This is a genomic window from Streptomyces sp. NPDC053542, from assembly GCF_044544685.1.
Lineage (GTDB): Bacteria > Actinomycetota > Actinomycetes > Streptomycetales > Streptomycetaceae > Streptomyces.
On the sequence record NZ_JBITXL010000015.1, the window covers coordinates 124,243 to 145,654 of the forward strand.

15 protein-coding genes are annotated in these 21,412 nt (G+C 71.0%); 6 read left to right on the plus strand and 9 right to left on the minus strand.

Going from position 1 to position 21,412, the window contains the following annotated elements; all coding sequences use genetic code 11:
• Window positions 1–52 precede the first annotated feature (52 nt).
• Complete coding sequence (locus ACIGXO_RS33100) at window positions 53–712, minus strand: TetR/AcrR family transcriptional regulator (protein ID WP_399794283.1); 660 nt, start codon at window positions 710–712, stop codon at window positions 53–55.
• A gap of 157 nt (window positions 713–869) precedes the next feature.
• Here ACIGXO_RS33100 and ACIGXO_RS33105 point away from each other — a divergent pair, with 157 nt between their 5' ends.
• Complete coding sequence (locus tag ACIGXO_RS33105) at window positions 870–1,781, plus strand: ABC transporter permease (RefSeq protein ID WP_399794285.1); 912 nt, start codon at window positions 870–872, stop codon at window positions 1,779–1,781.
• 16 nt (window positions 1,782–1,797) lie between these two features.
• Window positions 1,798–2,595 carry an ABC transporter ATP-binding protein gene (locus tag ACIGXO_RS33110; protein ID WP_399794339.1) on the plus strand — a complete coding sequence of 266 codons (798 nt, stop codon included), beginning with the start codon at window positions 1,798–1,800 and terminating at the stop codon, window positions 2,593–2,595.
• Window positions 2,596–2,659: 64 nt separating this feature from the next.
• On the opposite strand, the gene ACIGXO_RS33115 is transcribed toward ACIGXO_RS33110, so the two are convergent.
• The gene (locus ACIGXO_RS33115) at window positions 2,660–7,624 is read right to left on the minus strand and encodes an NAD-glutamate dehydrogenase (RefSeq protein WP_399794287.1); all 4,965 of its coding nucleotides are present in this window, start codon (window positions 7,622–7,624) and stop codon (window positions 2,660–2,662) included.
• A 504-nt stretch (window positions 7,625–8,128) separates the two neighbouring features.
• Between ACIGXO_RS33115 and ACIGXO_RS33120 the strand changes: the two genes are divergently transcribed.
• Window positions 8,129–8,695 (plus strand): DJ-1/PfpI family protein, encoded by a 567-nt coding sequence (locus tag ACIGXO_RS33120; protein WP_399794289.1) that lies wholly within the window; start codon window positions 8,129–8,131, stop codon window positions 8,693–8,695.
• 91 nt (window positions 8,696–8,786) lie between these two features.
• Here ACIGXO_RS33120 and ACIGXO_RS33125 read toward each other — a convergent pair whose 3' ends face one another.
• From ACIGXO_RS33125 to ACIGXO_RS33135, 3 genes are all read right to left on the minus strand, one after another.
• On the minus strand, window positions 8,787–11,144 hold the full coding sequence (locus ACIGXO_RS33125) for a LuxR C-terminal-related transcriptional regulator (RefSeq protein WP_399794290.1): 2,358 nt from the start codon (window positions 11,142–11,144) through the stop codon (window positions 8,787–8,789).
• 135 nt (window positions 11,145–11,279) lie between these two features.
• Window positions 11,280–11,948 carry an HAD family hydrolase gene (locus ACIGXO_RS33130; RefSeq protein ID WP_399794292.1) on the minus strand — a complete coding sequence of 223 codons (669 nt, stop codon included), beginning with the start codon at window positions 11,946–11,948 and terminating at the stop codon, window positions 11,280–11,282.
• Between the two features lie 98 nt (window positions 11,949–12,046).
• Window positions 12,047–12,553, minus strand: coding sequence for a DUF6912 family protein (locus ACIGXO_RS33135; protein ID WP_399794294.1), 507 nt, complete (start codon window positions 12,551–12,553; stop codon window positions 12,047–12,049).
• Window positions 12,554–12,860: 307 nt separating this feature from the next.
• Between ACIGXO_RS33135 and ACIGXO_RS33140 the strand changes: the two genes are divergently transcribed.
• Window positions 12,861–13,391 (plus strand): Rv3235 family protein, encoded by a 531-nt coding sequence (locus tag ACIGXO_RS33140; protein WP_399794296.1) that lies wholly within the window; start codon window positions 12,861–12,863, stop codon window positions 13,389–13,391.
• An 82-nt stretch (window positions 13,392–13,473) separates the two neighbouring features.
• Here the strand turns inward: ACIGXO_RS33140 and secA are convergent, their stop codons facing one another.
• The gene (secA, locus tag ACIGXO_RS33145) at window positions 13,474–16,311 is read right to left on the minus strand and encodes a preprotein translocase subunit SecA (RefSeq protein WP_399794298.1); all 2,838 of its coding nucleotides are present in this window, start codon (window positions 16,309–16,311) and stop codon (window positions 13,474–13,476) included.
• 352 nt (window positions 16,312–16,663) lie between these two features.
• On the opposite strand from secA, the gene ACIGXO_RS33150 reads away from it, so the two are divergent.
• A complete protein-coding gene (locus tag ACIGXO_RS33150) occupies window positions 16,664–17,335 on the plus strand; it encodes a GNAT family N-acetyltransferase (RefSeq protein WP_399794300.1) in 672 nt (223 codons plus the stop codon).
• Window positions 17,336–17,381: 46 nt separating this feature from the next.
• On the plus strand, window positions 17,382–18,614 hold the full coding sequence (locus tag ACIGXO_RS33155; RefSeq protein WP_399794302.1) for a winged helix-turn-helix domain-containing protein: 1,233 nt from the start codon (window positions 17,382–17,384) through the stop codon (window positions 18,612–18,614).
• A 36-nt stretch (window positions 18,615–18,650) separates the two neighbouring features.
• Here the strand turns inward: ACIGXO_RS33155 and ACIGXO_RS33160 are convergent, their stop codons facing one another.
• The 3 genes from ACIGXO_RS33160 to ACIGXO_RS33170 form a co-directional block, all read right to left on the minus strand.
• Window positions 18,651–19,406 (minus strand): response regulator, encoded by a 756-nt coding sequence (locus tag ACIGXO_RS33160; protein ID WP_399794304.1) that lies wholly within the window; start codon window positions 19,404–19,406, stop codon window positions 18,651–18,653.
• 230 nt (window positions 19,407–19,636) lie between these two features.
• Window positions 19,637–20,332 carry a ribosome hibernation-promoting factor, HPF/YfiA family gene (gene hpf / locus ACIGXO_RS33165; protein ID WP_399794306.1) on the minus strand — a complete coding sequence of 232 codons (696 nt, stop codon included), beginning with the start codon at window positions 20,330–20,332 and terminating at the stop codon, window positions 19,637–19,639.
• 318 nt (window positions 20,333–20,650) lie between these two features.
• Window positions 20,651–21,370 (minus strand): ComF family protein, encoded by a 720-nt coding sequence (locus ACIGXO_RS33170; RefSeq protein ID WP_399794308.1) that lies wholly within the window; start codon window positions 21,368–21,370, stop codon window positions 20,651–20,653.
• Window positions 21,371–21,412: the final 42 nt, after the last annotated feature.

The following is a 21,412-nucleotide window of genomic DNA, read 5'->3' on the forward strand; positions in this document are numbered from 1 at the left end:
CAGGGGCGCGGGGAACTGCGCGACCAGCCACGTCCGGCCGGCAGCCGACGAACTACCTCCCCGCGGACCGCGGACCCGCCCCGAGCGCCGTCGCCACGGCCGCCGCGAGCTCGTCCAGATACCCGGCCGGAAGATCCCCGCGGAGCACCACCACCCGCCAGTACAGCGGCCCAGTGATCAGGTCGAGCGCCAGCCGGACATCCACGTCCGGCGGCAGCTCGCCCCGCTCCACGGCCCGGGCCACCATCGCGCGGGTCATCGACTCCTGCGAGTCATGCAACGCCGTCCGCAACGCCTCCGCGATCTCCGGACTGCGCGCCGCCTCCGCCAGCAGATCCGGAATGATCTGCGCGGCCATCGGGTGACGCAGGGCCCGGGAGGCGACCTCCAGGAGCATCCGCACGTCCCCGCGGAGCGTGCCCGTGTCCGGTACAGGCATCCCCTCCGCGGCGAGCGCCGTGACCACATCGAGCACCAGATGCAGCTTGGACCGCCAACGGCGGTACACCGCGGTCTTGCCGACCCCCGCCCGGCGCGCGATGCCCTCGATCGACATCCGGCCGAACCCGACCGCCGCCAGCTCCGCGAAGACCGCGGCGCGAATCGCGGCGGTCTTCTCCTCGCGCAGCACGGCGGCGCCGGCCGGCGCCCGGCGCGGCGGCACCTGGGAGGCCGAGGGGGCCGTTTCCGACGGTGCTGGGTCCTTTGCCATGCAGGGAGCATAGCGTCGCGACGCAACGGTTGCGTTTCGACGTACCCGCGCCCTACTCTCAGGTTGCGACGATACGGAGCCGTCTCGTCGTGAGTTCCTCAGCCTCGCGGGCGCCGCCGGCCCCGCCGCGCCCGCGTCCACGCACGAAAGCGGACTGATGTCTCAGACCCTCACGCGTCCGGCCCCCGCCGCCCCGCCGGACCCCGGCCCGCGCGCCCTCGCCGAGAAGTACGGCCTCACGGTCAGCGGCCGCCGCCCCCCGCTCCCGGAATACGTCCGGCAGCTCTGGCACCGGCGCCACTTCATCTCCGCCTTCTCCAGCGCCAAGCTGACCGCCCAGTACAGCCAGGCCAAGCTGGGCCAGCTGTGGCAGGTGGCCACGCCGCTGCTGAACGCGCTGGTCTACTACTTGATCTTCGGCCTGCTGCTCGGTACTCACCGTGGCGTGCCGGACTACATCCCGTTCCTGGTCACCGGCGTCTTCATCTTCACCTTCTCGCAGAGCTCGGTGCTGGCGGGGACGAAGGCGATCTCGGGCAACCTCGGCCTGGTGCGGGCCCTGCACTTCCCGCGCGCCTGCCTGCCGATCTCGTTCTGCCTGATGCAGCTCAAGCAGCTGATGTTCTCCATGGGCGTGCTCGTGGTGATCCTGCTGGCCTTCGGCCAGCTGCCGGGCTGGTCGTGGCTGCTGGCGATCCCCGCGCTGTGCTTCCAGTTCGTCTTCAACACCGGCCTCGCGATGATCATGGCGCGGCTGGGCAGCAAGACTCCCGACCTGGCCCAGCTCATGCCGTTCATCCTGCGCACCTGGATGTACGCCTCCGGCGTCATGTACAGCATCAGTGTGGTGACCGCCGGCAAGGACATCCCCGGCTTCATCCGGTTCCTGCTGGACATCAACCCGGCCGCGGTCTACATCGACCTGGTGCGCTTCGCGCTGATCGACTCCTTCACCGCCGCGCAGCTGCCTCCGCACGTGTGGGCCTGCGCGCTGGGCTGGGCGATCGTGATGGGCGCGGTGGGCTTTGTGTACTTCTGGAAGGCGGAGGAGCGGTACGGCCGTGGCTGAGCAGCAGAACACCGAACTGGAGCAGCCCGCGGTGGAACAGGCCGCGGCTACCGAGGAACGCATCCCCACCGTCATCGCCGATGACCTGCACATCGTGTACCGGGTCTACGGCTCGGGCGCGGGCCGGGGCAGTGCCACCGCGGCGCTGAACCGCATCATCCGCCGCAAGCCCTCCACGGGCGTGCGGGAGGTGCACGCGGTCAAGGGCGTGTCCTTCACCGCCTACCGGGGTGAGTCGATCGGCCTGATCGGCACGAACGGGTCGGGCAAGTCCACGCTGCTCAAGGCGGTGGCGGGGCTGCTGCCGGCCGAGCGCGGCCATGTCTACACCCACGGCCAGCCCTCGCTGCTGGGCGTCAACGCCGCCCTGATGAACGACCTGACCGGCGAGCGCAACGTCATCCTGGGCGGGCTGGCCATGGGCATGACCCGCGAGCAGGTCCGCGAGCGCTACCAGAGCATCGTCGACTTCTCCGGCATCAACGAGAAGGGCGACTTCATCAGCCTGCCGATGCGCACCTACTCCTCCGGCATGGCGGCCCGGCTGCGGTTCTCCATCGCGGCGGCCAAGGACCACGACGTCCTGATGATCGACGAGGCCCTGGCCACCGGCGACCGCAAGTTCCAGAAGCGCTCCGAAGCCCGCATCCGGGAGCTGCGCAAGGAGGCCGGCACGGTCTTCCTGGTCAGCCACAACAACAAGTCCATCCGGGACACCTGCGACCGGGTGCTGTGGCTGGAGAAGGGCGAGCTCCTCATGGACGGCCCCACGGCGGACGTCCTCAAGGAGTACGAGGCGTTCACCAAGAAGTAGCCGAGCCGCCGGAAGGCATGGGGAAGGCCCCGGAGCTGTCGCTCCGGGGCCTTCTCCGTGCGGCTCAGCTGTGCTGGCGCAGCAGCGTCCGCATCGTGCGCATCGCGACCGACAGGTTGGCCAGGTCGAAGGAGTCCGAGCCCTGGATCTCCTCCAGCGTGGCGCGGGCGCGGCCCAGGATCGCGGCGTTCTTCTCCTCCCACGCCTTGAAGCGCTGCTCCGGCGTGGCCGTGCCGTTGCCCGCCGAGAGGACGTCCGCGGTCAGCGCGGCGTGCGCGGCGAACAGGTCCTCGCGGATCGAGGCGCGGGCCATGGACTGCCAGCGGTCGGCGCGCGGCAGCTCCAGGATGCGGTCCAGGAGCTGGTTGATCCGCAGCCGGTCGCCCAGGTCGTAGTAGACCTCGGCGACGTCCAGCGGCTCCTTGCCGGTGCGGTCGGCGATGGCCACGATGTCCAGCGCCGGGAAGGCCGAGGAGAAGCCGGCCACGCGGTGCGCCAGCGTCTCCGGCACGCCCGCCTCGGTCAGCTGCCCGTAGATCGACTCGTACCACTCCATGTCGCTGCCGCGCAGCAGCTTGGGCAGCTCGGCCCAGACCGTGCCGACCCGCTCACGGAAGAAGTCGATGGTGCCGGAGAGCTCCAGCGGCTGCGGGCGGTTGTTGAGCAGCCAGCGGGTGCCGCGCTCGACGAGCCGCCGGGAGTGCAGCCGGATGCGGGTCTGCACCTCGGCGGGCACCTTGTTGTCCAGCGCCTCGACGTCGTCCCAGACCTGGTTCAGGTCGAAGATCGCGCGGGCCGCGGTGTGCGCCCGGACGACCTCCTCCAGGGACGCGCCGGTCTCCTCCACCATGCGGTGCAGGAAGCTCGTACCACCGGTGTTGACGGTGTCGTTGACCAGCACCGTCGTGGTGATCTCGCGGTGCAGGGCGTGGTTGTCCACCTGCTCGGCGAACCGCTCGCGCAGCGCGGTCGGGAAGTACGCGTGCAGCAGGTGCTTGAAGTACGGGTCGTCCGGCAGGCTCGTCTGGATGAGCGCATCGGCCACCGTGATCTTGGTGTACGCGAGCAGGACGGCGGTCTCCGGCTGGGTCAGGCCCCGGCCGTTGGCCAGCCGCTCGCGGATCTGCCGCTCGGACGGCAGGAACTCCAGCGCCCGGTCCAGCTGGCCGTCACGCACCAGGCGGCGCATGAACCGCTGCTGGGCGTGGAGCATGTTGGAGGACTGGGCAAGGGCCAGCGAGAGCGCGGTGTTCTGCGCGTAGTTGTTGCGCAGCACCAGCGCGCCGACCTCGTCGGTCATCTCGGCGAGCAGCTTGTTGCGCTGCTTGACCGTCATGTCCCCGTCGGACACCACGGAGTTCAGCAGGATCTTGATGTTCACCTCGTGGTCGGAGGTGTCCACGCCGGCGCTGTTGTCGATCGCGTCGGTGTTGATCCGGCCGCCGTTCATGGCGAACTCGATCCGGCCCAGCTGGGTCAGGCCCAGGTTGCCGCCCTCGCCGACGACCTTGACCCGCAGGTCCTGGCCGTCGACCCGGATGGCGTCGTTGGACTTGTCGCCGACGTCCGCGTTCGACTCGGCCGAGGACTTCACGTACGTGCCGATGCCGCCGTTCCACAGCAGGTCCACCGGGGCCTGGAGGATCGCCTTCATCAGCTCGGCCGGGGTCATCTTCGTGACGCCCGCCTCGATGCCGAGCGCGGCGCGCACGTGCTGGTTGACCGGGATCGACTTCGCGGACCGCGAGTGGATGCCGCCGCCCTGGGAGAGCAGCGACTTGTCGTAGTCCTCCCAGGAGGAGCGGGGCAGCTCGAACAGGCGGCGGCGCTCGGCGTACGAGGTCGCCGCGTCCGGGTTCGGGTCGAGGAAGATGTGCCGGTGGTCGAAGGCGGCGACCAGGCGGATGTGCTCGGAGAGCAGCATGCCGTTGCCGAACACGTCACCGGACATGTCACCGACGCCGACGACCGTGAAGTCCTCGGACTGGGTGTCCACGCCCAGCTCGCGGAAGTGCCGCTTGACCGACTCCCAGGCACCGCGGGCCGTGATGCCCATGCCCTTGTGGTCGTAGCCCGCCGAGCCGCCGGAGGCGAAGGCGTCGCCCAGCCAGAAGCCGTAGGACTCGGCGACCTCGTTGGCGATGTCGGAGAACTTCGCGGTGCCCTTGTCGGCCGCGACGACCAGGTAGGTGTCGTCGCCGTCGTGCCGGACGACGTCCTCGGGGTGCACGACCTCGCCGCCGACGAGGTTGTCGGTGATGTCCAGCAGACCGGAGATGAAGGTCTTGTACGAGGCGATGCCCTCGGCCATCCAGGCGTCGCGGTCCACCGCCGGGTCCGGCAGCTGCTTGCCGACGAAGCCGCCCTTCGCGCCGACCGGCACGATGACGGTGTTCTTGACCATCTGCGCCTTGACCAGGCCGAGGATCTCCGTACGGAAGTCCTCCCGCCGGTCCGACCAGCGCAGACCACCGCGCGCGACCTTGCCGAAGCGCAGGTGCACGCCCTCCACGCGCGGCGAGTACACCCAGATCTCGTACGCCGGGCGGGGCGCCGGCAGGTCCGGGATCGCCTGCGGGTCCAGCTTCAGGGACAGGTAGGCGTGCGGCTCGCCGTTGCTGTCCTTCTGGAAGTGGTTGGTGCGCAGCGTCGCCTTGATGACCGTGAGGAACGAGCGCAGGATGCGGTCCTCGTCCAGCGAGGCGACCTGGTCCAGCGCGCCGTCCAGCTCCTCCAGCAGCCCGTCGATCAGCTCCGTGCCGGCCCGCTGCCGCCGCGGGGCCATCCGCGCCTCGAAGAGGCTGACCAGCAGCCGGGTGGTGTGGACGTTGTGGGAGAGGGTGTCCTCCATGTACGTCTGGCTGAAGGTGGAGCCGGCCTGCCGCAGGTACTTCGCGTACGCGCGCAGCACCATGGCCTGCCGCCAGTCCAGGCCCGCGCCCAGCACCAGCTTGTTGAAGTTGTCGCTCTCCGCGCGGCCCGTCCAGACCGCCGTGAAGGCGTCCTGGAAGCGCTCGCGGTAGTCGTCGCCGTTCGGCCGTTCCGGCATCCGCAGGCCGAAGTCGTAGATCCACGCGGCGGACCGGTCCGCGCAGCGCAGCTCGTGCGGCCGCTCGTCGACGACCTCCACGCCCAGGCGGTTGAGCAGCGGCAGCACCTTGGAGAGCGAGACCGGCTCACCGGTGCGGTAGATCTTGAAGCGGCGCTCGCCGGGGCCCGCGCCGACCGGCTCGTACAGGCTGACCTCGAAGTCGCGGCCCTCCTCCGCGGTCCACAGCTTCTCCAGGTGCTGGAGGTCGGCGACCGCGGCGCGCGGGGAGTTGTCGGCCTTGTAGCCCTCGGGGAACGCCTGGGCGTACCGGCGCAGCAGCTCGGCCGCGCGCTCCTCGCCGCACTCGGCGTTCAGCGCCTCGGCGAAGCCGTCGGCCCAGGAGCGCGCCGCCTCCACCAGCCGCGCCTCGATGCGGTCGACGTCAGCGTCGGTGAGGTCGGGCAGCGTGGCGCCCGGCTCGACCCGGATGACGAAGTGCAGCCGGGAGAGGATCGACTCGGTGTTCCAGGCGGTGAAGTCGACGCTGGTGCCGCCGAGCTCCTCCTTGAGGATGTCGATCAGACGCAGCCGGACGCCGGTGGTGTAACGGTCCCGCGGGAGGTAGACCAGCGCGGAGTAGTAGCGCCCGTACTCGTCCTGGCGCAGGTACAGCCGCAGCCGGCGGCGCTCCTGGAGGTAGAGCACGCTGGTGGCGATCGCGCGGAGCTGGTCGACCGGGGTCTGGAACAGCTCGTCGCGCGGGTAGGTCTCCAGGATCTGGAGCAGGTCGCGGCCGTCGTGGCTGTTGGGCGAGAAGCCGGCGCCCTCGAGCACCTCGGTGACCTTGCGGCGGATGACCGGCACCCGGCGCACGGACTCGGTGTACGCGGCGGAGGAGAACAGGCCCAGGAAGCGCCGCTCGCCGACGACGTTGCCCTGCGCGTCGAACTTCTTCACGCCGACGTAGTCGAGGTAGCTCGGCCGGTGCACGGTCGCGCGGCTGTTGGCCTTGGTGAGGATCAGCAGCTTGTGCTCGCGGGCCTTCTTGCGGGCGTCCTTCGGGAGCCGGTTGAAGGACGGGGAGACGGGGTGGCCCGGGTCGTCCTCGTGGTGCTGGGGGTCCGAGCGGAGGATGCCGAGACCGGTGCCGGGCACGGCGGTGAGCACGTCCTCCTCGCCGTCGGCCTCGCCGGGCGCCGAGGTCAGCTCGTACTCGCGGTAGCCGAGGAAGGTGAAGTGGTCGGCGGACAGCCAGCGCAGCAGCTCGCGGGCCTCCTCCACCTCACGGTCGCGCAGGTCGTCGGCGGTGGGCTCGGAGGGCAGCTCGTCGGCGATGCGCAGCGCGGCGTCGCGCATCTTCTCCCAGTCCTCGACGGCCTCGCGCACGTCGTTGAGGATCCGCAGCAGATCGGCGGTGATCTGCTTGAGGTCCTCGCGGTCGGTCTCCCGGTCGATCTCCACGTGGATCCAGGACTCGACCAGCGCGTCGTGCGGCAGCTCGGCGCCCTTGGCCTTGCCGGGGGTGCCGTGCGCGTCGTCCTCGGCGTCCAGGATCTCGATCAGCTTGCCGGTGACGTCACGCCGGACGACGACCTGCGGGTGGATCACGACATGGATGCCGCGGCCCTGGCGCGAGAGCTCATTGGTGACCGAGTCGACCAGGAACGGCATGTCATCGGTCACGACCTCGACGACCGAGTGGCTGCAGGTCCAGCCGTTCTCCTCGACGGTCGGCGTGTGGACTCTGACGTTCGCCGTGCCCTGCGGCCGGACGCCCGCCAGCCGGTAGTGCGAGAGTGCCGCGCCGAAGACGTCGACGGGGTCGCGCCCGGTGAGGTCCTCCGGAGCGGTGTGCAGGTAGTAACGCTGGAGGTATCCACTGAGGGTCTCCGGGTCGAGACCCGGTACCGGTGACTGCCCTCCCGCCGGTCCGCTCTCAGCGACCCTGGCGGCCTTCGTGAGCAGCTCGGTCTTGGCTTCGTCCAGCTTGGTCTGCATGTCCTCTGGCTCCTGTCGCGCGCCGTTGCGTGACGTTGTGGAAATAAGCGGATGCGGCACAACGCCGGACCGGCGCGTAAGGGACCCCCGGGACGGGCCCGGGAGCATGTCCGGTCGGAATCGACGCTATGCCGCGATGAGGGGCGACCGGGGCGGAATTGGCCAGATTTGGCATTCCTGGCACCTGGTCGTAACGAGAATGATCAACGGCCGCCCGGGCACCGTGGTGTCCCGGGCGCGTAGCAGGGGCCTCGACGCCCCCGCGGGTTATCGCGCTGATCACGATGCCAGGCTATCGCTCCTTGCAGGGGAGTCGTCATGGGCCTTGTGTGTACAAAACCACACTCGATTCTTTGCCGGTATGGACAGAGACGTGCACCGTCCGATCACACTCGGGCGTCCGCAGGAGGCCCACAGCGGGTCCGCAGGGGGTCTTGGCAACGGCTCCGAACCGGAGGACCTTGAGCGGGACGGAGTCGGACGCGAGCCCCGTGGAGGTACGCCATGGCAGCCAAGATCCTGATCGTGACCGGGGACGCTGCGGAGTCCTTAGAGGTCCTCTATCCGTACCAGCGGCTGCGCGAGGAGGGGTACGACGTCCACATCGCGGCCCCCGCCCGCAAGACGCTCCGCTTCGTCGTCCACGACTTCGAGCCCGGTTTCGACACGTACACCGAGAAGCCCGGCTACACCTGGCCGGCCGACCTGGCCTTCTCCGAAGTGGACCCCGGCGCTTACGCCGCTCTGGTGATCCCCGGCGGCCGGGCCCCCGAGTACCTGCGCAACGACGCCGAGCTGCGCAAGGTCATCAAGGCGTTCTTCGACTCCGACAAGCCGGTCGCGCAGATCTGCCACGGCCCCCTGCTGACCGCCGCGATCGGCCGCCTGAACGGCCGCCGGGTCACCTGCTATCCCGCCCTGGAGATGGACATGCAGGCGGCGGGCGCCGGCTTCCGCGACGCCGAGGTCGTCGTCGACGGCACCCTGGTCTCCTCCCGCGCCTGGCCGGACCACTCCGGATGGATGCGCGAATTCCTGAAGGTCCTGCGCGCCAAGGCGCCGGCGATGTGACGTCGGGGACCCCGGGGGCCCGGGCCCTGCGGGGGCCGCGTCCGGGCCCCCGCGGGGCGGCCGTCGTCAGGCGTCGGAGGGGCAGCCGTCGTCAGGCGTCGGCGCAGCGGTCCGCGATCTCCGTGCGGGAGCTGACGCCGAGCTTGGTGAAGATGTGCTCGACATGCGCGTCCGCCGTGCGCTTGGAGATCACCAGCCGCTCCGCGATCTCCCGGTTCGACAGCCCGTCGGCGACCAGCGCGGCCACCTCACGCTCCCGGCGGGTCAGCGCCTCGCCGCCCGGCACACGGCCGTCGGCCGTCCGCCGCGGCGCCACGGTGGGCGACTCCGCGTCGGCGAGGATCAGCTGCACGGCCCGGTCCAGCGGCAGCCGCAGCCCCTGCTCGAAGAGGCGGTCGTACCCGCAGTCGCCGAGGGCCCGGCGGGCCGCCGCCACCACCCGGTCGTGCACCTCCAGCCAGGCCCGCATGCCGAACATCGTGGCGCCCACGCTGCGCCACACGCCCTGCGCCACCCCCAGTACCCACGCGGCGCGCGCGTACCGCCCGTCCTCCGCGGCGTCCCAGGCCAGCACCTCGGCGCAGTACGCGACGCCGTACCGCTCGTGCAGCTCGCTCTTCAGCCGCAGCGCCGTCCTGGTCAGCCGCGCGCCCTCCGGCCGCTGCCCCTGCCGCCACAGCGCGAGCCCCTGCGTGCTCAGCACGACGGACCGCAGCACCCGCTCCTCCGGGGCGTCGAGGTACCGCAGCGCCACCTCGCACAGCGCCCGGGCGCCTTCGCAGTCGCCGGCCGTGATCCGCAGGAACGCCTCGTGGTAGCTCAGCATCACCGTGCCGAGCCGGTCGCCCGTCGCGACCATCTCGGCCCGCACCGGAGCCAGCAGCCCGGCCGAGCGCTCGATCTCCCCGAGCATCCCGCGCGCGAGCCCCAGGAAGCCGTCCGCCCAGCGCCGCACCGCCGCGTCCCCGAGCCGCTCCGCCAGCTCCCGGGCCCGCCCGCACTCCCGCAGGATGCCCTGCGGATCGCCCTGCCACAGACAGAGCATCCCGGCCGACAGCAGGCCGGCCGCCCGCTCCGGCCGCTCCTCGGGCACCAGCTCCAGCGCCTTGCCGATCCAGTGCCGGCCCTCCTTCTGCAGCCCCGCCGTCCGCCAGAACGGCCACAGCCGCGCGGCCAGCTCCAGCCCCGCCACCGGGTCGCCGTCCGCCCCCACCGCGTGCCCCAGCGCGGCCCGCAGATTGGCCTGCTCCCGCAGCAGCGCCTCGTACAGCGACAACTGCTCGTCCGTGAGGAAGCGGGCACGAAAGCGGTCGCCCAGCCGCCGGTAGTACGCGAAGTGCCGCCCCCGGAACTCCTTCGCCTCCCCCGCCTTCTCCAGCCACTCGGCGCCGTACTCACGGATGGTGTCCAGCAGCCGGTACCGGGAGCCGTCCCCGGCCCCCTCGCCGTCCCCCTCCTCGGCGCGCAGCACCACCGACTTGTCGACCAGCCCGATGAGGTGCTCCACCACCTCCCCGGCCGGCAGCTCGCCGCCCCCGCAGACGTCCTCGGCCGCGGCCAGGTCGAAGGAGCCGGCGAAGACCGACAGCCGGGCCCAGAGCAGCCTCTCCTCCGGTGTGCACAGCTCGTGGCTCCAGCCGATCGCGGTACGCAGCGTCTGGTGCCGGGGCAGCGCGACCGCCCGGCGGCTGCCCGTCAGCACCTCGAAACGGCCCTCCAGGCGGGCCACGAGCTGCGCCAGGGGGATCGCGCGCAGCCGTACGGCCGCCAGCTCCACCGCCAGCGGAATGCCGTCCAGACGGCGGCACAGGGCCACCACGTGCGGGCGGTTGGCGGCGGTGACCGTGAAGCCGGGCACCACGGCCGCGGCCCGCTGCGCGAAGAGCGCCACCGCCCCGCAGCCGTTCCGCGCCTCCGGCGTATCCTCCACCGGGAGCGGCGGGATCTGCACCGTGTGCTCCCCCGGCACGTCCAGCGGCTCCCGGCTGGTCGTCAGGATCCGCACCCGCGGCGCCTCGCGCAGCAGCAGATCGGCGAGCATCGCGCAGGCGTCGACCAGATGCTCGCAGGTGTCCAGCACGAGGAGGGCCTGCCGGTCCTGGAGGTGCTCGACGAGGGCGTCCACCGTGCGGCGCCCGGCCTGCTCCGGCAGCCCCAGCACCGCGGCCATGGTCTGCGGCAGCAGCTCGGCGGAGCGCAGCGCGGACAGCTCCGCGAGCCATATCCCGTCGGGGAACTCCTCCTTGAGGGCCGCGGCCGTGCGCAGCGCCACCCGGCTCTTGCCGACGCCGCCCGGCCCGAGGAGCGTGACCAGCCGCGCCTCCCCCAGCAGCCGCCGCACCCGGGTCAGCTCCGCCACCCGCCCGACGAACCCGGTCACCTCGACCGGCAGCGCGCCGCTCCGCCGCTGGCTGAAGTCGACCGTCATGCCGCCCCCGGTATCGCTCACTGAGCCGGCTCCCGAGGCACCGGCCCTCAAGAGCACAGCGTACGCGCGCCGACGCACCACGTGAGGGCGCTTCCGCAGCCGCTCCCGGCAGCTGCCTGCTCTCGGATCGCCGGCCTCCCGGGCACGTACCGGGTCTCAGATCACCAGCCGCTCCGCCGTCTCGACGGCCTCCGCCAGGCTGTCGACGACCGGCACCCCGGCCTCCAGGAGGCTGGCGCGGCTGTGTGAACCGCCCGTGTACAGCACCGCGTGCGCCCCGGCGTCCCGGGCCGCCACCGCGTCGTCCACGGCGTCACCGATGACGACCGTACGGCCGGGCTCGACGCGCGCCCCCTCCAGCGCCGTGAGGTGCCGCACCATGTGCGCGCTCTTGCTGCCGCCGGACGGCCCGGTCCGGCCGTCCACCCGTATGAAGTGCGACTCGATGCCGAAGTCGCGCACCAGCGGCAGCAGCTCGTCGTGTCCGTACATGCTGAGGATCGACTGGCTGCGCCCGGCCGTCCCCCAGCTCTCCAGCAGCATCTCCACGCCCTCGGCGAGCGCGCACGCCTCCCGCCGGAGCGTGTAGTGCCGATGGAACGCCTCGTCCATGACCACCCACTCGGCATCCGTCGGCAGCCGCCCCATCAGCCGCTCGTAGAAGCGCGGGATCGGCACGCAGTACAGCTCCCGGTACCGCTCCAGGGTGATCGGGGGCAGGCCGATCTCACCGAACGCGGCATTGGTCGCGCCGATCACGGCGTCGATGTCGTGAAAGAGCGTGCCGTTCCAGTCCCAGACGATGTGCGTCGCGTGCTTCCCCATGCGAAAAAGGTACCCAGGGCCACTGACAATCTTGCCGCACGGCAGCGAAATAGCAGGTCAGGGCCCTATTGAAGCCTCATCGGGAAGCCGCCCCGGCCTCAGCCGATCAGGTTCGGGATCTCCTGGACGCCGAACCACATCAGCTCGTGGTCCTCGGCCCCGTCCACCGTGAACTGCGCGTCGTCGTCGCCCTGGTCCGCCGCGCCCAGCGCCGCCGCCGCTGCCGTGACGTCCGCCTCCGCGTCGTCGGAGTCGACGTGCACCGCCGCCGCCTTCTTCATCGGCACCGGCCCGGCCACCCGCACGACGCCCAGCCCCGACTTGTCCAGCCCCCGGTCGGGGTCCACGGACGCGGCACCGTCGGCCACGTCGACGGCCACGACCACCCGCCGCCGGGCGGCCCGCGGGTCCGTGGCCAGCAGCCGCAGCGACGCCTGCGCGGCACGGTTCAGCGCGGCGTACTCCAGCTCCTCGATGTCGTCGGAGACGTACCACTCGCGCAGCGCGGGCGTCACGGCGAAGGCGTCCAGCGGGCCGGAACCCAGCTCGCCCGCCTTGTACGCCTCTGCGAGACCGGGGAGCGTCAGGGGGACGTAGACACGCATGGTGGCCGCCGCTTTCGTTCGGACTGCTGGGTACTGGCTCGGTTGGGGCGCAGGCAGCCAGCATACGGGCGGGGGTCCCCCATCGTGCTGCCGGTACGGGCTTCCCCGGTGCCCCGCCGGACACCCGCTGTGGCCTGATCCCGTCCTTCCCGCACCCCGCCCGTCACCCTGATAGGTGAATCTTCCGGAGCCCCCCGGGGCGCTTCCGACGGCCTTGCCGCCCCGCCACCGCCCTCGGTAGAAGAGCCCCACCACAGGAGCTACTGGCCGGTATCCAACGGGTCCGGCAGAACGGGGGATCTCCGCCATGACCACCTCCACGCGCACGTCCAGGCCCGCGTCCAAGCCCGTCTCCACCCGCCGCGACAGCCGCCGCCCCGGCGGCCCGCGCACCGCGCCGCGCCTTCCGCAGCCCACCGCCTCGCCGACTGCCCTCTCGCCGACCGCTCTCTCGCAAGCCGCCGCCCGCCGCCGCGCCGCCGCACGGCAGCCGCACCGCTGGTTCGCCGACCAGCTGGTGCTCACCCTGAGCGGCCGGCGCCCCGTGCACGCACTGCTGGGCCACGCCCTGCCCGCCGCCTACGACCGCCTCGTGGAACTCGCCCCGCAGGCCCCGCTGCGCCCCACCGGCAGGCACCACCGCGGCCCCGACCCCGAGGTCCGCGAGTGCGGCGTGTACCGCCCGCGCAGCGGCGTCATCGAGGCGTTCGCCCGGATCACCGCCGGCGAACGCGTACGGGCCCTCGCCTTCCGCCTCGAACGCGGCCGCGACGCCCGCTGGCGCTGCGCCGCCCTGGACATCGGCCCCTCCGTATCGGTCTGGAGCCGAACAGTGTGAACCCACGCGAAGGGCCGGGGGCGCAGCCATCGCTGCGCACCCCGGCCCTTCTCGCCTCACCTCACCGGCGAAGCCGGCAGGGTCACTTCTTGCGGCGCCGCCCGCCCTTCTGGGCCTTCCGGCGCTCCGCGCGCGTCAGGCCGTCCGACTCCGAGCGGGTCTGGCCGCTCGGCACGGCGTCATTGGTGAAGTCGCCCTCGACGACCCCGCCCTCGCCGTCCACCGTCGGCGCGGAGAAGTGCAGCCGGTCCGGGCGCTGCGGCGCGTCCAGGCCCTTGGCGTGGATCTCCGGCCGGCCGCCGGCCCCCGCACCCGCCTGTGCCGGCACCGCGTCCTGGACCGCCGGGGCCGCTTCCGCCGCCTCCTGGACCGGGACCTCCTCGACCTGCTGCTCGACCTGGACCTCCAGGTTGAACAGGTAGCCGACGGACTCCTCCTTGATGCCCTCCATCATGGCGGTGAACATGTCGAAGCCCTCGCGCTGGTACTCCACCAGCGGGTCCTTCTGGGCCATCGCCCGCAGGCCGATGCCCTCCTGGAGGTAGTCCATCTCGTAGAGGTGCTCGCGCCACTTGCGGTCCAGGACCGACAGCACCACGCGGCGCTCCAGCTCACGCATGATCTCCGAGCCGAGCTGCTCCTCGCGGGCCGCGTACTGCTCGTGGATGTCGTCCTTGATCGCCTCGGCGATGAACTCGGCGGTGATCCCGGCGCGGTCGCCGGCCTCCTCCTCGAGCTCCTCCACGGTCACCTTGACCGGGTACAGCTGCTTGAACGCGCCCCACAGCCGGTCCAGGTCCCACTCCTCGGCGAAGCCCTCGACCGTCTCCGCCTGGATGTAGGCGTCGATGGTGTCGTCCATGAAGTGCTTGATCTGGTCCTGGAGGTCCTCGCCCTCCAGGACGCGGCGGCGCTCGCCGTAGATGACCTCGCGCTGGCGGTTGAGCACCTCGTCGTACTTCAGGACGTTCTTCCGCGTCTCGAAGTTCTGCTGCTCGACCTGGGACTGCGCGGAGGCGATGGCGCGCGTCACCATCTTGTTCTCGATCGGTACGTCGTCGGGGACGTTCGCCATGGCCATGACGCGCTCGACCATCTGGGCCTTGAAGAGCCGCATCAGGTCGTCACCGAGCGAGAGGTAGAAGCGGGACTCGCCGGGGTCGCCCTGCCGGCCGGAACGGCCGCGCAGCTGGTTGTCGATACGGCGCGACTCGTGCCGCTCGGTACCGAGGACGTAGAGCCCGCCGAGCTCCTTGACCTCCTCGAACTCCGCCTTGACCGCGGCCTCGGCCTTCTCCAGGGCGGCGGGCAGCGCGGCCGCCCACTCCTCCACGTGCTCCACCGGGTCCAGGCCCATGTTGCGCAGCTCGGTCTCGGCAAGGTCGTCGGGGTTGCCGCCGAGCTTGATGTCCGTACCGCGTCCGGCCATGTTCGTCGCGACCGTGACGGAGCCCTTGCGGCCGGCCTGGGCGACGATCGACGCCTCCCGGTCGTGCTGCTTGGCGTTGAGCACCTCGTGCCGCACGCCGCGCTTGGTCAGCTGCTGCGAGAGGTACTCGGACTTCTCGACGGAGGTCGTGCCGACCAGGATCGGCTGGCCCTTCTCGTGCTTCTCGGCGATGTCGTCGACGACCGCGGCGAACTTGGCGACCTCGGTGCGGTAGATCAGGTCCGCCTGGTCCTTGCGGATCATCGGCCTGTTCGTCGGGATGGGGACGACGCCGAGCTTGTAGATCTGGTGGAACTCGGCCGCCTCGGTCATGGCCGTACCGGTCATGCCGGAGAGCTTGTCGTAGAGGCGGAAGAAGTTCTGGAGGGTGATCGTGGCGAGGGTCTGGTTCTCGTCCTTGATCTCCACCCCTTCCTTCGCCTCGATCGCCTGGTGCATGCCCTCGTTGTAACGGCGGCCGGCGAGGATACGGCCGGTGTGCTCGTCGACGATCATGACCTCGCCGTCGATGACGACGTAGTCCTTGTCCTTCTTGAACAGTTCCTTCGCCTTGATGGCGTTGTTCAGATAACCGACGAGCGGGGTGTTGACCGACTCGTAGAGGTTGTCGATGCCGAGCCAGTCCTCGACCTTGCTGACACCGGACTCGTGGATGCCGACCGTGCGCTTCTTCTCGTCGACGTCGTAGTCGCCGGTCTCCTCGATACCGCGCTGCGGATTGGCCGCCTCGCCCTTCTTCAGGCGCTTGACCAGCTTGGCGAAGTCGCCGTACCACTTCGTCGCGGAGTCGGCCGGACCGGAGATGATCAGCGGCGTACGGGCCTCGTCGACCAGGATGGAGTCGACCTCGTCGACGATCGCGAAGTTGTGGCCGCGCTGGACCAACTCGTCCTTCGACCACGCCATGTTGTCGCGGAGGTAGTCGAAGCCGAACTCGTTGTTCGTGCCGTAGGTGATGTCGCAGTTGTACTGCTCGCGGCGCTGCGCCGGCGTCATGTTCGCCAGGATGCAACCGACCGAGAGGCCCAGGAACTTGTGGACCCGGCCCATCATCTCGGAGTCGCGCTCGGCCAGGTAGTCGTTGACCGTGATGAGGTGGACGCCCTTGCCGGACAGCGCGTTCAGATACGCGGGCAGGGTGCCGACCAGGGTCTTGCCCTCACCGGTCTTCATCTCGGCGACGTACCCGAGGTGCAGCGCGGCGCCGCCCATGAGCTGGACGTCGTAGTGGCGCTGGCCGAGCACGCGCTTGGCGGCCTCACGGACGGTCGCGAATGCCTCGGGGAGCAGGTCGTCCAGGCTCTCGCCGTCGGCGTACCGCTCCTTGTACTCGTCGGTGAGGGCCCGCAGCTCGGCGTCGGAGAGTTTGACGAAGTCTTCTTCGATGGAGTTGACCTGGCCCGCGATGCGGTGCAGTTTGCGCAGGATCTTGCCTTCGCCTGCACGCATGATCTTCGTCAAGACGGACACTTGGGCTGGTCTCCTCGCCGGTCGGGCCTGTGCACGGTCGGTGCGCGGGCGCGGCATTTTTCCAAGGGGCAGGCCCCGCCGCAACGGCCATCGTAAGGGAGGACCCCGCTACGCAGGGAGGTCCGTCGCCCGAAGGCCCCTGTCCCTTCTCCACAACTTTCCACGGCTCGCTAGGACACTGCCGGTCACCTCTCCTCGTCCTCTCGCTACGACAACGCGCGAGGCCCGCGGAAGGTGCCGCCGCACGGCCGGAACATGTTCCGGTTCACGCACGACGAAAGCGGAACCGGGCGTGCCCGTGGCGCAGCGTAATTCCTTCGCCCCCGCCGCGGCCAATACGCACACTGCTGCCATGGAACCCGTCACCCTCACTACCGAACGGCTCGTCCTGCGGCCCTTCCGGCCCGGCGACGCCGCGGCCGTGCACGCCGCCTGCCAGGACCCCGACATTCCGCGCTGGACGACGGTCCCCGCTCCGTACACGTACGCGCACGCGGAGGACTTCGTCGGACCGCACACCGCCAGGGGCTGGCGCGAGGACACCACGTACACGTTCGCCGTGACGCTCAAGGAGGACGGCCGTCCGGCGGGCGACGGCACGCTCGTGGGCTCGGCGGGCCTGGTACGGATGACCAAGCTGGCCCCGCCCGAACGCCAGGCCGAGCTCGGGTACTGGTCGGTCAAGGAGCACCGCGGCCGCGGGTACACCGTCGAGGCGGCCCGCGCCATCGTGCGCTGGGCGTTCACCGCCCTCGGGGTGGAGCGCATGGAGTGGTACGCGGAGGCCGGCAACGAAGCGTCCCGGGCAGTCGCGCTCAAGACCGGTTTCCGCATGGAGGGCACGCTCCGCGCGAAGGACGTCCGCAGGGGTATCCGCCGGGACGTCTGGTCCGCCTCCCTCCTCCCCTCCGACCTGGGGCTCCCCTCCGAGACGCCGTATCTGCCGTACGCGGAACGCGCCGGGGCGGCGCCGGCCGAGCCGGCCGTCCGAGCCGCCGCCCAGAATCCCGCGGGGAACGGTTGATCGATTTTCCGGGCCGTTGTCAGTGGCCGGTCCTACGCTGATCCGCATGACAGCCGTGCCCGCAGCGCAGCCCGTGACCAGTCTGTCCGCCGATGAAGCGCGCCGCCTCGCGCTCCGCGCCCAAGGGTTTCTGGGCGCGCCCGATCGCCGCGCGGGCGTGCGCGGCGTGCTCCGCCGGCTCGGCGCCGTCCAGCTCGACACGATCTCCGTGCTGGCCCGCTCCCACGAACTCATTCCGTACGCCCGCCTCGGCGCGGTCGGCCGCCCGGCCGTGGAGTCGGCGTACTGGACCCCGCGCGCGGACGCGGACGGCACCGACCCGGCGTCCGGCTCCCCGTACGAGCCGCACAGCTTCGAGTACTGGTCGCACGCCGCCTGCATCCTGCCGATCGAGGAGTGGCCGCACTTCGCGTTCCGGCGCCGGGCCATGCGGGCGCGCGGCCACCGCTGGCACGTCATGCAGGACTCCGAGCGCTCCTGCGCCGCCGTCCTGGACCGCCTCAAGGCCGACGGCCCGCTCACCACGACCCAGCTGGGCGGCGGGCGGAACGGCGGCGAGTGGTGGGACTGGTCCGAGACGAAGATCGCCGTGGAGTGGCTGCTCGACACCGGCGAGGTGGTCTGTACGGAGCGCCGTGGCTGGAAGCGGGTGTACGACCTCGCCGAGCGCGCCGTTCCCGACGCCCTGCTGCACGACGACCTGGACGACACCGAATGCGTCCGTCGCCTGGTCGCGCAGGCCGGCGCCGCCCTGGGCGTGGCCACCCGCGCGGACCTGGCGGATTATCACCGCCTCAAGGGCGAGCAGGTCAGCGCGGTCATTGACGACACGGGGCTGGTGCCGGTCGAGGTCGAGGGGTGGGGCAAAGCGGCCTGGGCCGACCCGGCCGCGCTGGCCGGCCCGCCGCGCGGCCGGCACCGCACGACGCTGCTCTCGCCGTTCGACTCGCTGATCTGGGACCGCCCGCGCACGGAGCGGATCTTCGGCTTCACGCACCGGCTGGAGGCATACGTCCCCCGGCCCAAGCGGATACACGGTTACTTCGCCATGCCCCTGCTCGCCGGCGGCAGGCTGATGGGCCGGGTCGACCCGGCCCGCGAGGGCACGACGCTGGTCGCCCGGCAGGTCTCGATGCAGGGCCCCAAGGCCGTACGCCCCATGGCCCAGGCCCTGGTGGAGGCCGCCGCCTGGGTCGACTGCGATTCCGTACGCGTCGACCGCTGCGACGACCCGGCACTGCTCGCCGCCCTCACCACCGAGCTGTCCCGGCTGACGTGAGGCCCCGGGGGCGGTCGCCGTGGTCGCCCCCGCCGGCTAGCGGATCTCCAGGATCTTCTCGCGCATCGCGTACACGACCGCCTCCATCCGGGAGTGCAGCTGCAGCTTCTCCAGGATGTTGCGGACGTGGTTCTTCACGGTGTTCTCGGAGATGAACAGTTCCTTGGCGATGTCGCGGTTGTTCATCCCCGTGGCGACGAGCTTCAGCACTTCCAGCTCGCGGTCCGTGAGCCGCGGCGCCGGAACGAGCCGCCGCTCGTCCGTCCGCTGGATCATCGACTTGAACTCCGTGAGGAGTTTGGACGCCATGGAGGGGCTGATCTGCGACTGGCCGTCCGCGACCGCGCGAATTGCCGTGGCCACCTCGTCGGTGGAGATCTCCTTGAGGAGATACCCGGTGGCACCCGCCTTGATCGCGTCGTAGAGGTCGGCTTCCTCATCGCTGATCGTCAGCATGATGATCTTCGCGCTGGGGGCTACTTCCTTGATGGAGGTGCACGCCTCGATACCGCCCCGCCGGGGCATCCGGACGTCCATCAGCACGATGTCCGGCAGCAGGTCAGCGGCCTTGTCCACGGCCTCCGCGCCGTCCCCGGCCTCGCCGACCACCTGGATGTCCTCTTCCTGGGCCAGCACGATCTCCAGGCCCCGCCGGAAGAGGGCATGGTCGTCCACCACAAGGACTCTGATCGGCTCCTTGCGGGACGCTGCCGCGTCCGAGCCGACACCGTCGGTCGTACCGACGCCGTCATCGTCCGCTTCGTCGCGCACGGGCCCGAAGCTGTCCCCCATCGTTCCTCCCCGTCAACTACTCGGCCCGGAGGGCCTGAGCTTTCTCATAAGGCTGGTTGACAACAGCCCGCTACGGCCAGGCCGATCAGCGCCATACACACATCGTCTCCCCGGCATGTCGCCGCTTCGTGCCCAACACCCTGGCCGCAGACACTATACGGTCTCAACTCCTGCTCACAGCGGCCACAATGGCGCCCCCGGCGTGCGCCGGGGGCACCTCGGGAGTGGCGTCAGCCGCCGAGCGCCCCGCCGGCATCGGTGGGCGTTCCGTCCGCGAACGGATCGGAGTTCAGACGGATGACGCCGTAGTCGTATGCGTGCCTCCGGTAGACCACGCTGGGCTGCTTGGTGTCGGCGTCGACGAAGAGATAGAAGTCGTGTCCGACCAACTCCATCTCGTAGAGCGCCTGGTCGAGGGTCATGGGCGCCGCGGAGTGGGTCTTCTCGCGGACGACCAGGGGGCCTTCACCCTGGACCTCCAGCGACCCGATCCGGGTGGTCGGCACCTTCTCCTCGACGGCCGCTTCCTCGCCGGCCAGTTCGCCGTTGGTGTTGAGCCGCGCCGCGTCCGGGACGCTGACGGCCACGTCGCTCGCCGGGATGCGTCCGCTGCCGCGCCGCGAGTGCCGCTTGTCGTGCTGCTTACGGAGACGCGCCTCGAGCTTGGCCGTGGCCAGATCGAGCGCGGCGTACGGGTCTGCGGCAGCCGCCTCGGCCCGGACCACCGGGCCACGGGAGCGGAGAGTGATCTCCACCCGGTCGGAACGGTCGGCCTGTCGCGGGTTGGGCTCCTTGGACACCTCGACGTCCAGGCTGATCACCTTGCCGTCGAGCTTCTGGACCTTGTCCAGCTTCAGCTTCTCGGCCACGTGCTTGCGGAACCGCTCGGGCACCTCGGTCTTGCGGCCCTTGACGACGATGTCCACGCAGAACTCCGTTCCCGGATCGCTCCGCTCGGAGGGCGGAGCAATTCCTTCTTGCACCAGGCCCCGGTGATTGCCGAAGCCTCGGACTTGGCGACTTTCACCTCCTTCTCCCCCACGGACCAGGACTCCACTCCAGCCGTTTTCAGCATCTCTGCCGGCACCACGAACCGCACCTATCCGGCATACGAGGCAAAGCGTCTGCCAAGTCCTCACAACCGAACATAGCTCGCTTGGGGGGTTGTCGGCACCCCCTCACGGGGCCCAGCTCCGTTTGAGTGATTTTTTGCCCTCAGTACCTGCAACGATGAATTTTCTCGGTCAGTTCCAATTGATTTCGAAAGCACCGGGCGAGGCCGCCACGACGGCCGCTCCCGCCACCCTCCCTCCTGCCGCTCTGACCGCCCGCGACGCCTCGGCCAGCGACGCTCCGGTGGTCATCAGGTCGTCCACCAGCACCACCCGTCCGCCGCTGAGCAGCCGGCCGGCACCGGCGATCTCCAGCGCACCGGCGAGATTCAGCTGCCGCTGCCGCGCGCCGAGCCCGGCCTGATCGATCACCGCCCGCCGCTGCCGCAGCGCCGCCAGCACCCGCGCCCCGGTCCCGCCGCGCCGCAGCTCCCGCGCCGCCGCCAGCGCGATCCTGCGCACCGGGTCGTGTCCCCGCCCGGCAACGGCGCTCCGGGCGGACGGCACCGGTATCAGCAGAAGAGGCCCAGGACCGGCCCGCAGGCCCCGCACGGCGCCCGCCAGCGCCCCGCCCAGCGGCGTGGCCAGGGCCAGGGCACCGCGCTCCTTGTGCGCGAGGAGCACCGCCCGTACCTCGTCGGCGTACGCTGCCGCCGCGTACACCCTCGGCAGCCCCGGCGGCGCCGGGCTCGGCCGCACCCGCCGCGGCCCACGCCGCCTCCCGGCCGCCTGCCCGCCCCCGGCGCACAGCGACCGCCTGCATTCCTCGCACAGCTCCGTCCGCGGCCGGCCGCATCCCGCGCAGCCGACCGGCAGAACCAGCCCGGCGAATTCCCGCCACAACCCCCGCATGTCTCCACTGTCCCGCCCCCGCCGCCGGCCCACCACCCCTGT

Bases quoted from the DNA above. Each gene is read 5' to 3' on its own strand.
- ACIGXO_RS33100 (WP_399794283.1), bottom strand. From the start codon at position 712: ATGGCAAAGGACCCAGCACCGTCGGAAACGGCCCCCTCGGCCTCCCAG.
- ACIGXO_RS33105 (WP_399794285.1), top strand. From the start codon at position 870: ATGTCTCAGACCCTCACGCGTCCGGCCCCCGCCGCCCCGCCGGACCCC.
- ACIGXO_RS33115 (WP_399794287.1), bottom strand. From the start codon at position 7,624: ATGCAGACCAAGCTGGACGAAGCCAAGACCGAGCTGCTCACGAAGGCC.
- ACIGXO_RS33120 (WP_399794289.1), top strand. From the start codon at position 8,129: ATGGCAGCCAAGATCCTGATCGTGACCGGGGACGCTGCGGAGTCCTTA.
- ACIGXO_RS33130 (WP_399794292.1), bottom strand. From the start codon at position 11,948: ATGGGGAAGCACGCGACGCACATCGTCTGGGACTGGAACGGCACGCTC.
- ACIGXO_RS33135 (WP_399794294.1), bottom strand. From the start codon at position 12,553: ATGCGTGTCTACGTCCCCCTGACGCTCCCCGGTCTCGCAGAGGCGTAC.
- ACIGXO_RS33140 (WP_399794296.1), top strand. From the start codon at position 12,861: ATGACCACCTCCACGCGCACGTCCAGGCCCGCGTCCAAGCCCGTCTCC.
- ACIGXO_RS33150 (WP_399794300.1), top strand. From the start codon at position 16,664: ATGGAACCCGTCACCCTCACTACCGAACGGCTCGTCCTGCGGCCCTTC.
- ACIGXO_RS33155 (WP_399794302.1), top strand. From the start codon at position 17,382: ATGACAGCCGTGCCCGCAGCGCAGCCCGTGACCAGTCTGTCCGCCGAT.
- ACIGXO_RS33160 (WP_399794304.1), bottom strand. From the start codon at position 19,406: ATGGGGGACAGCTTCGGGCCCGTGCGCGACGAAGCGGACGATGACGGC.
- ACIGXO_RS33170 (WP_399794308.1), bottom strand. From the start codon at position 21,370: ATGCGGGGGTTGTGGCGGGAATTCGCCGGGCTGGTTCTGCCGGTCGGC.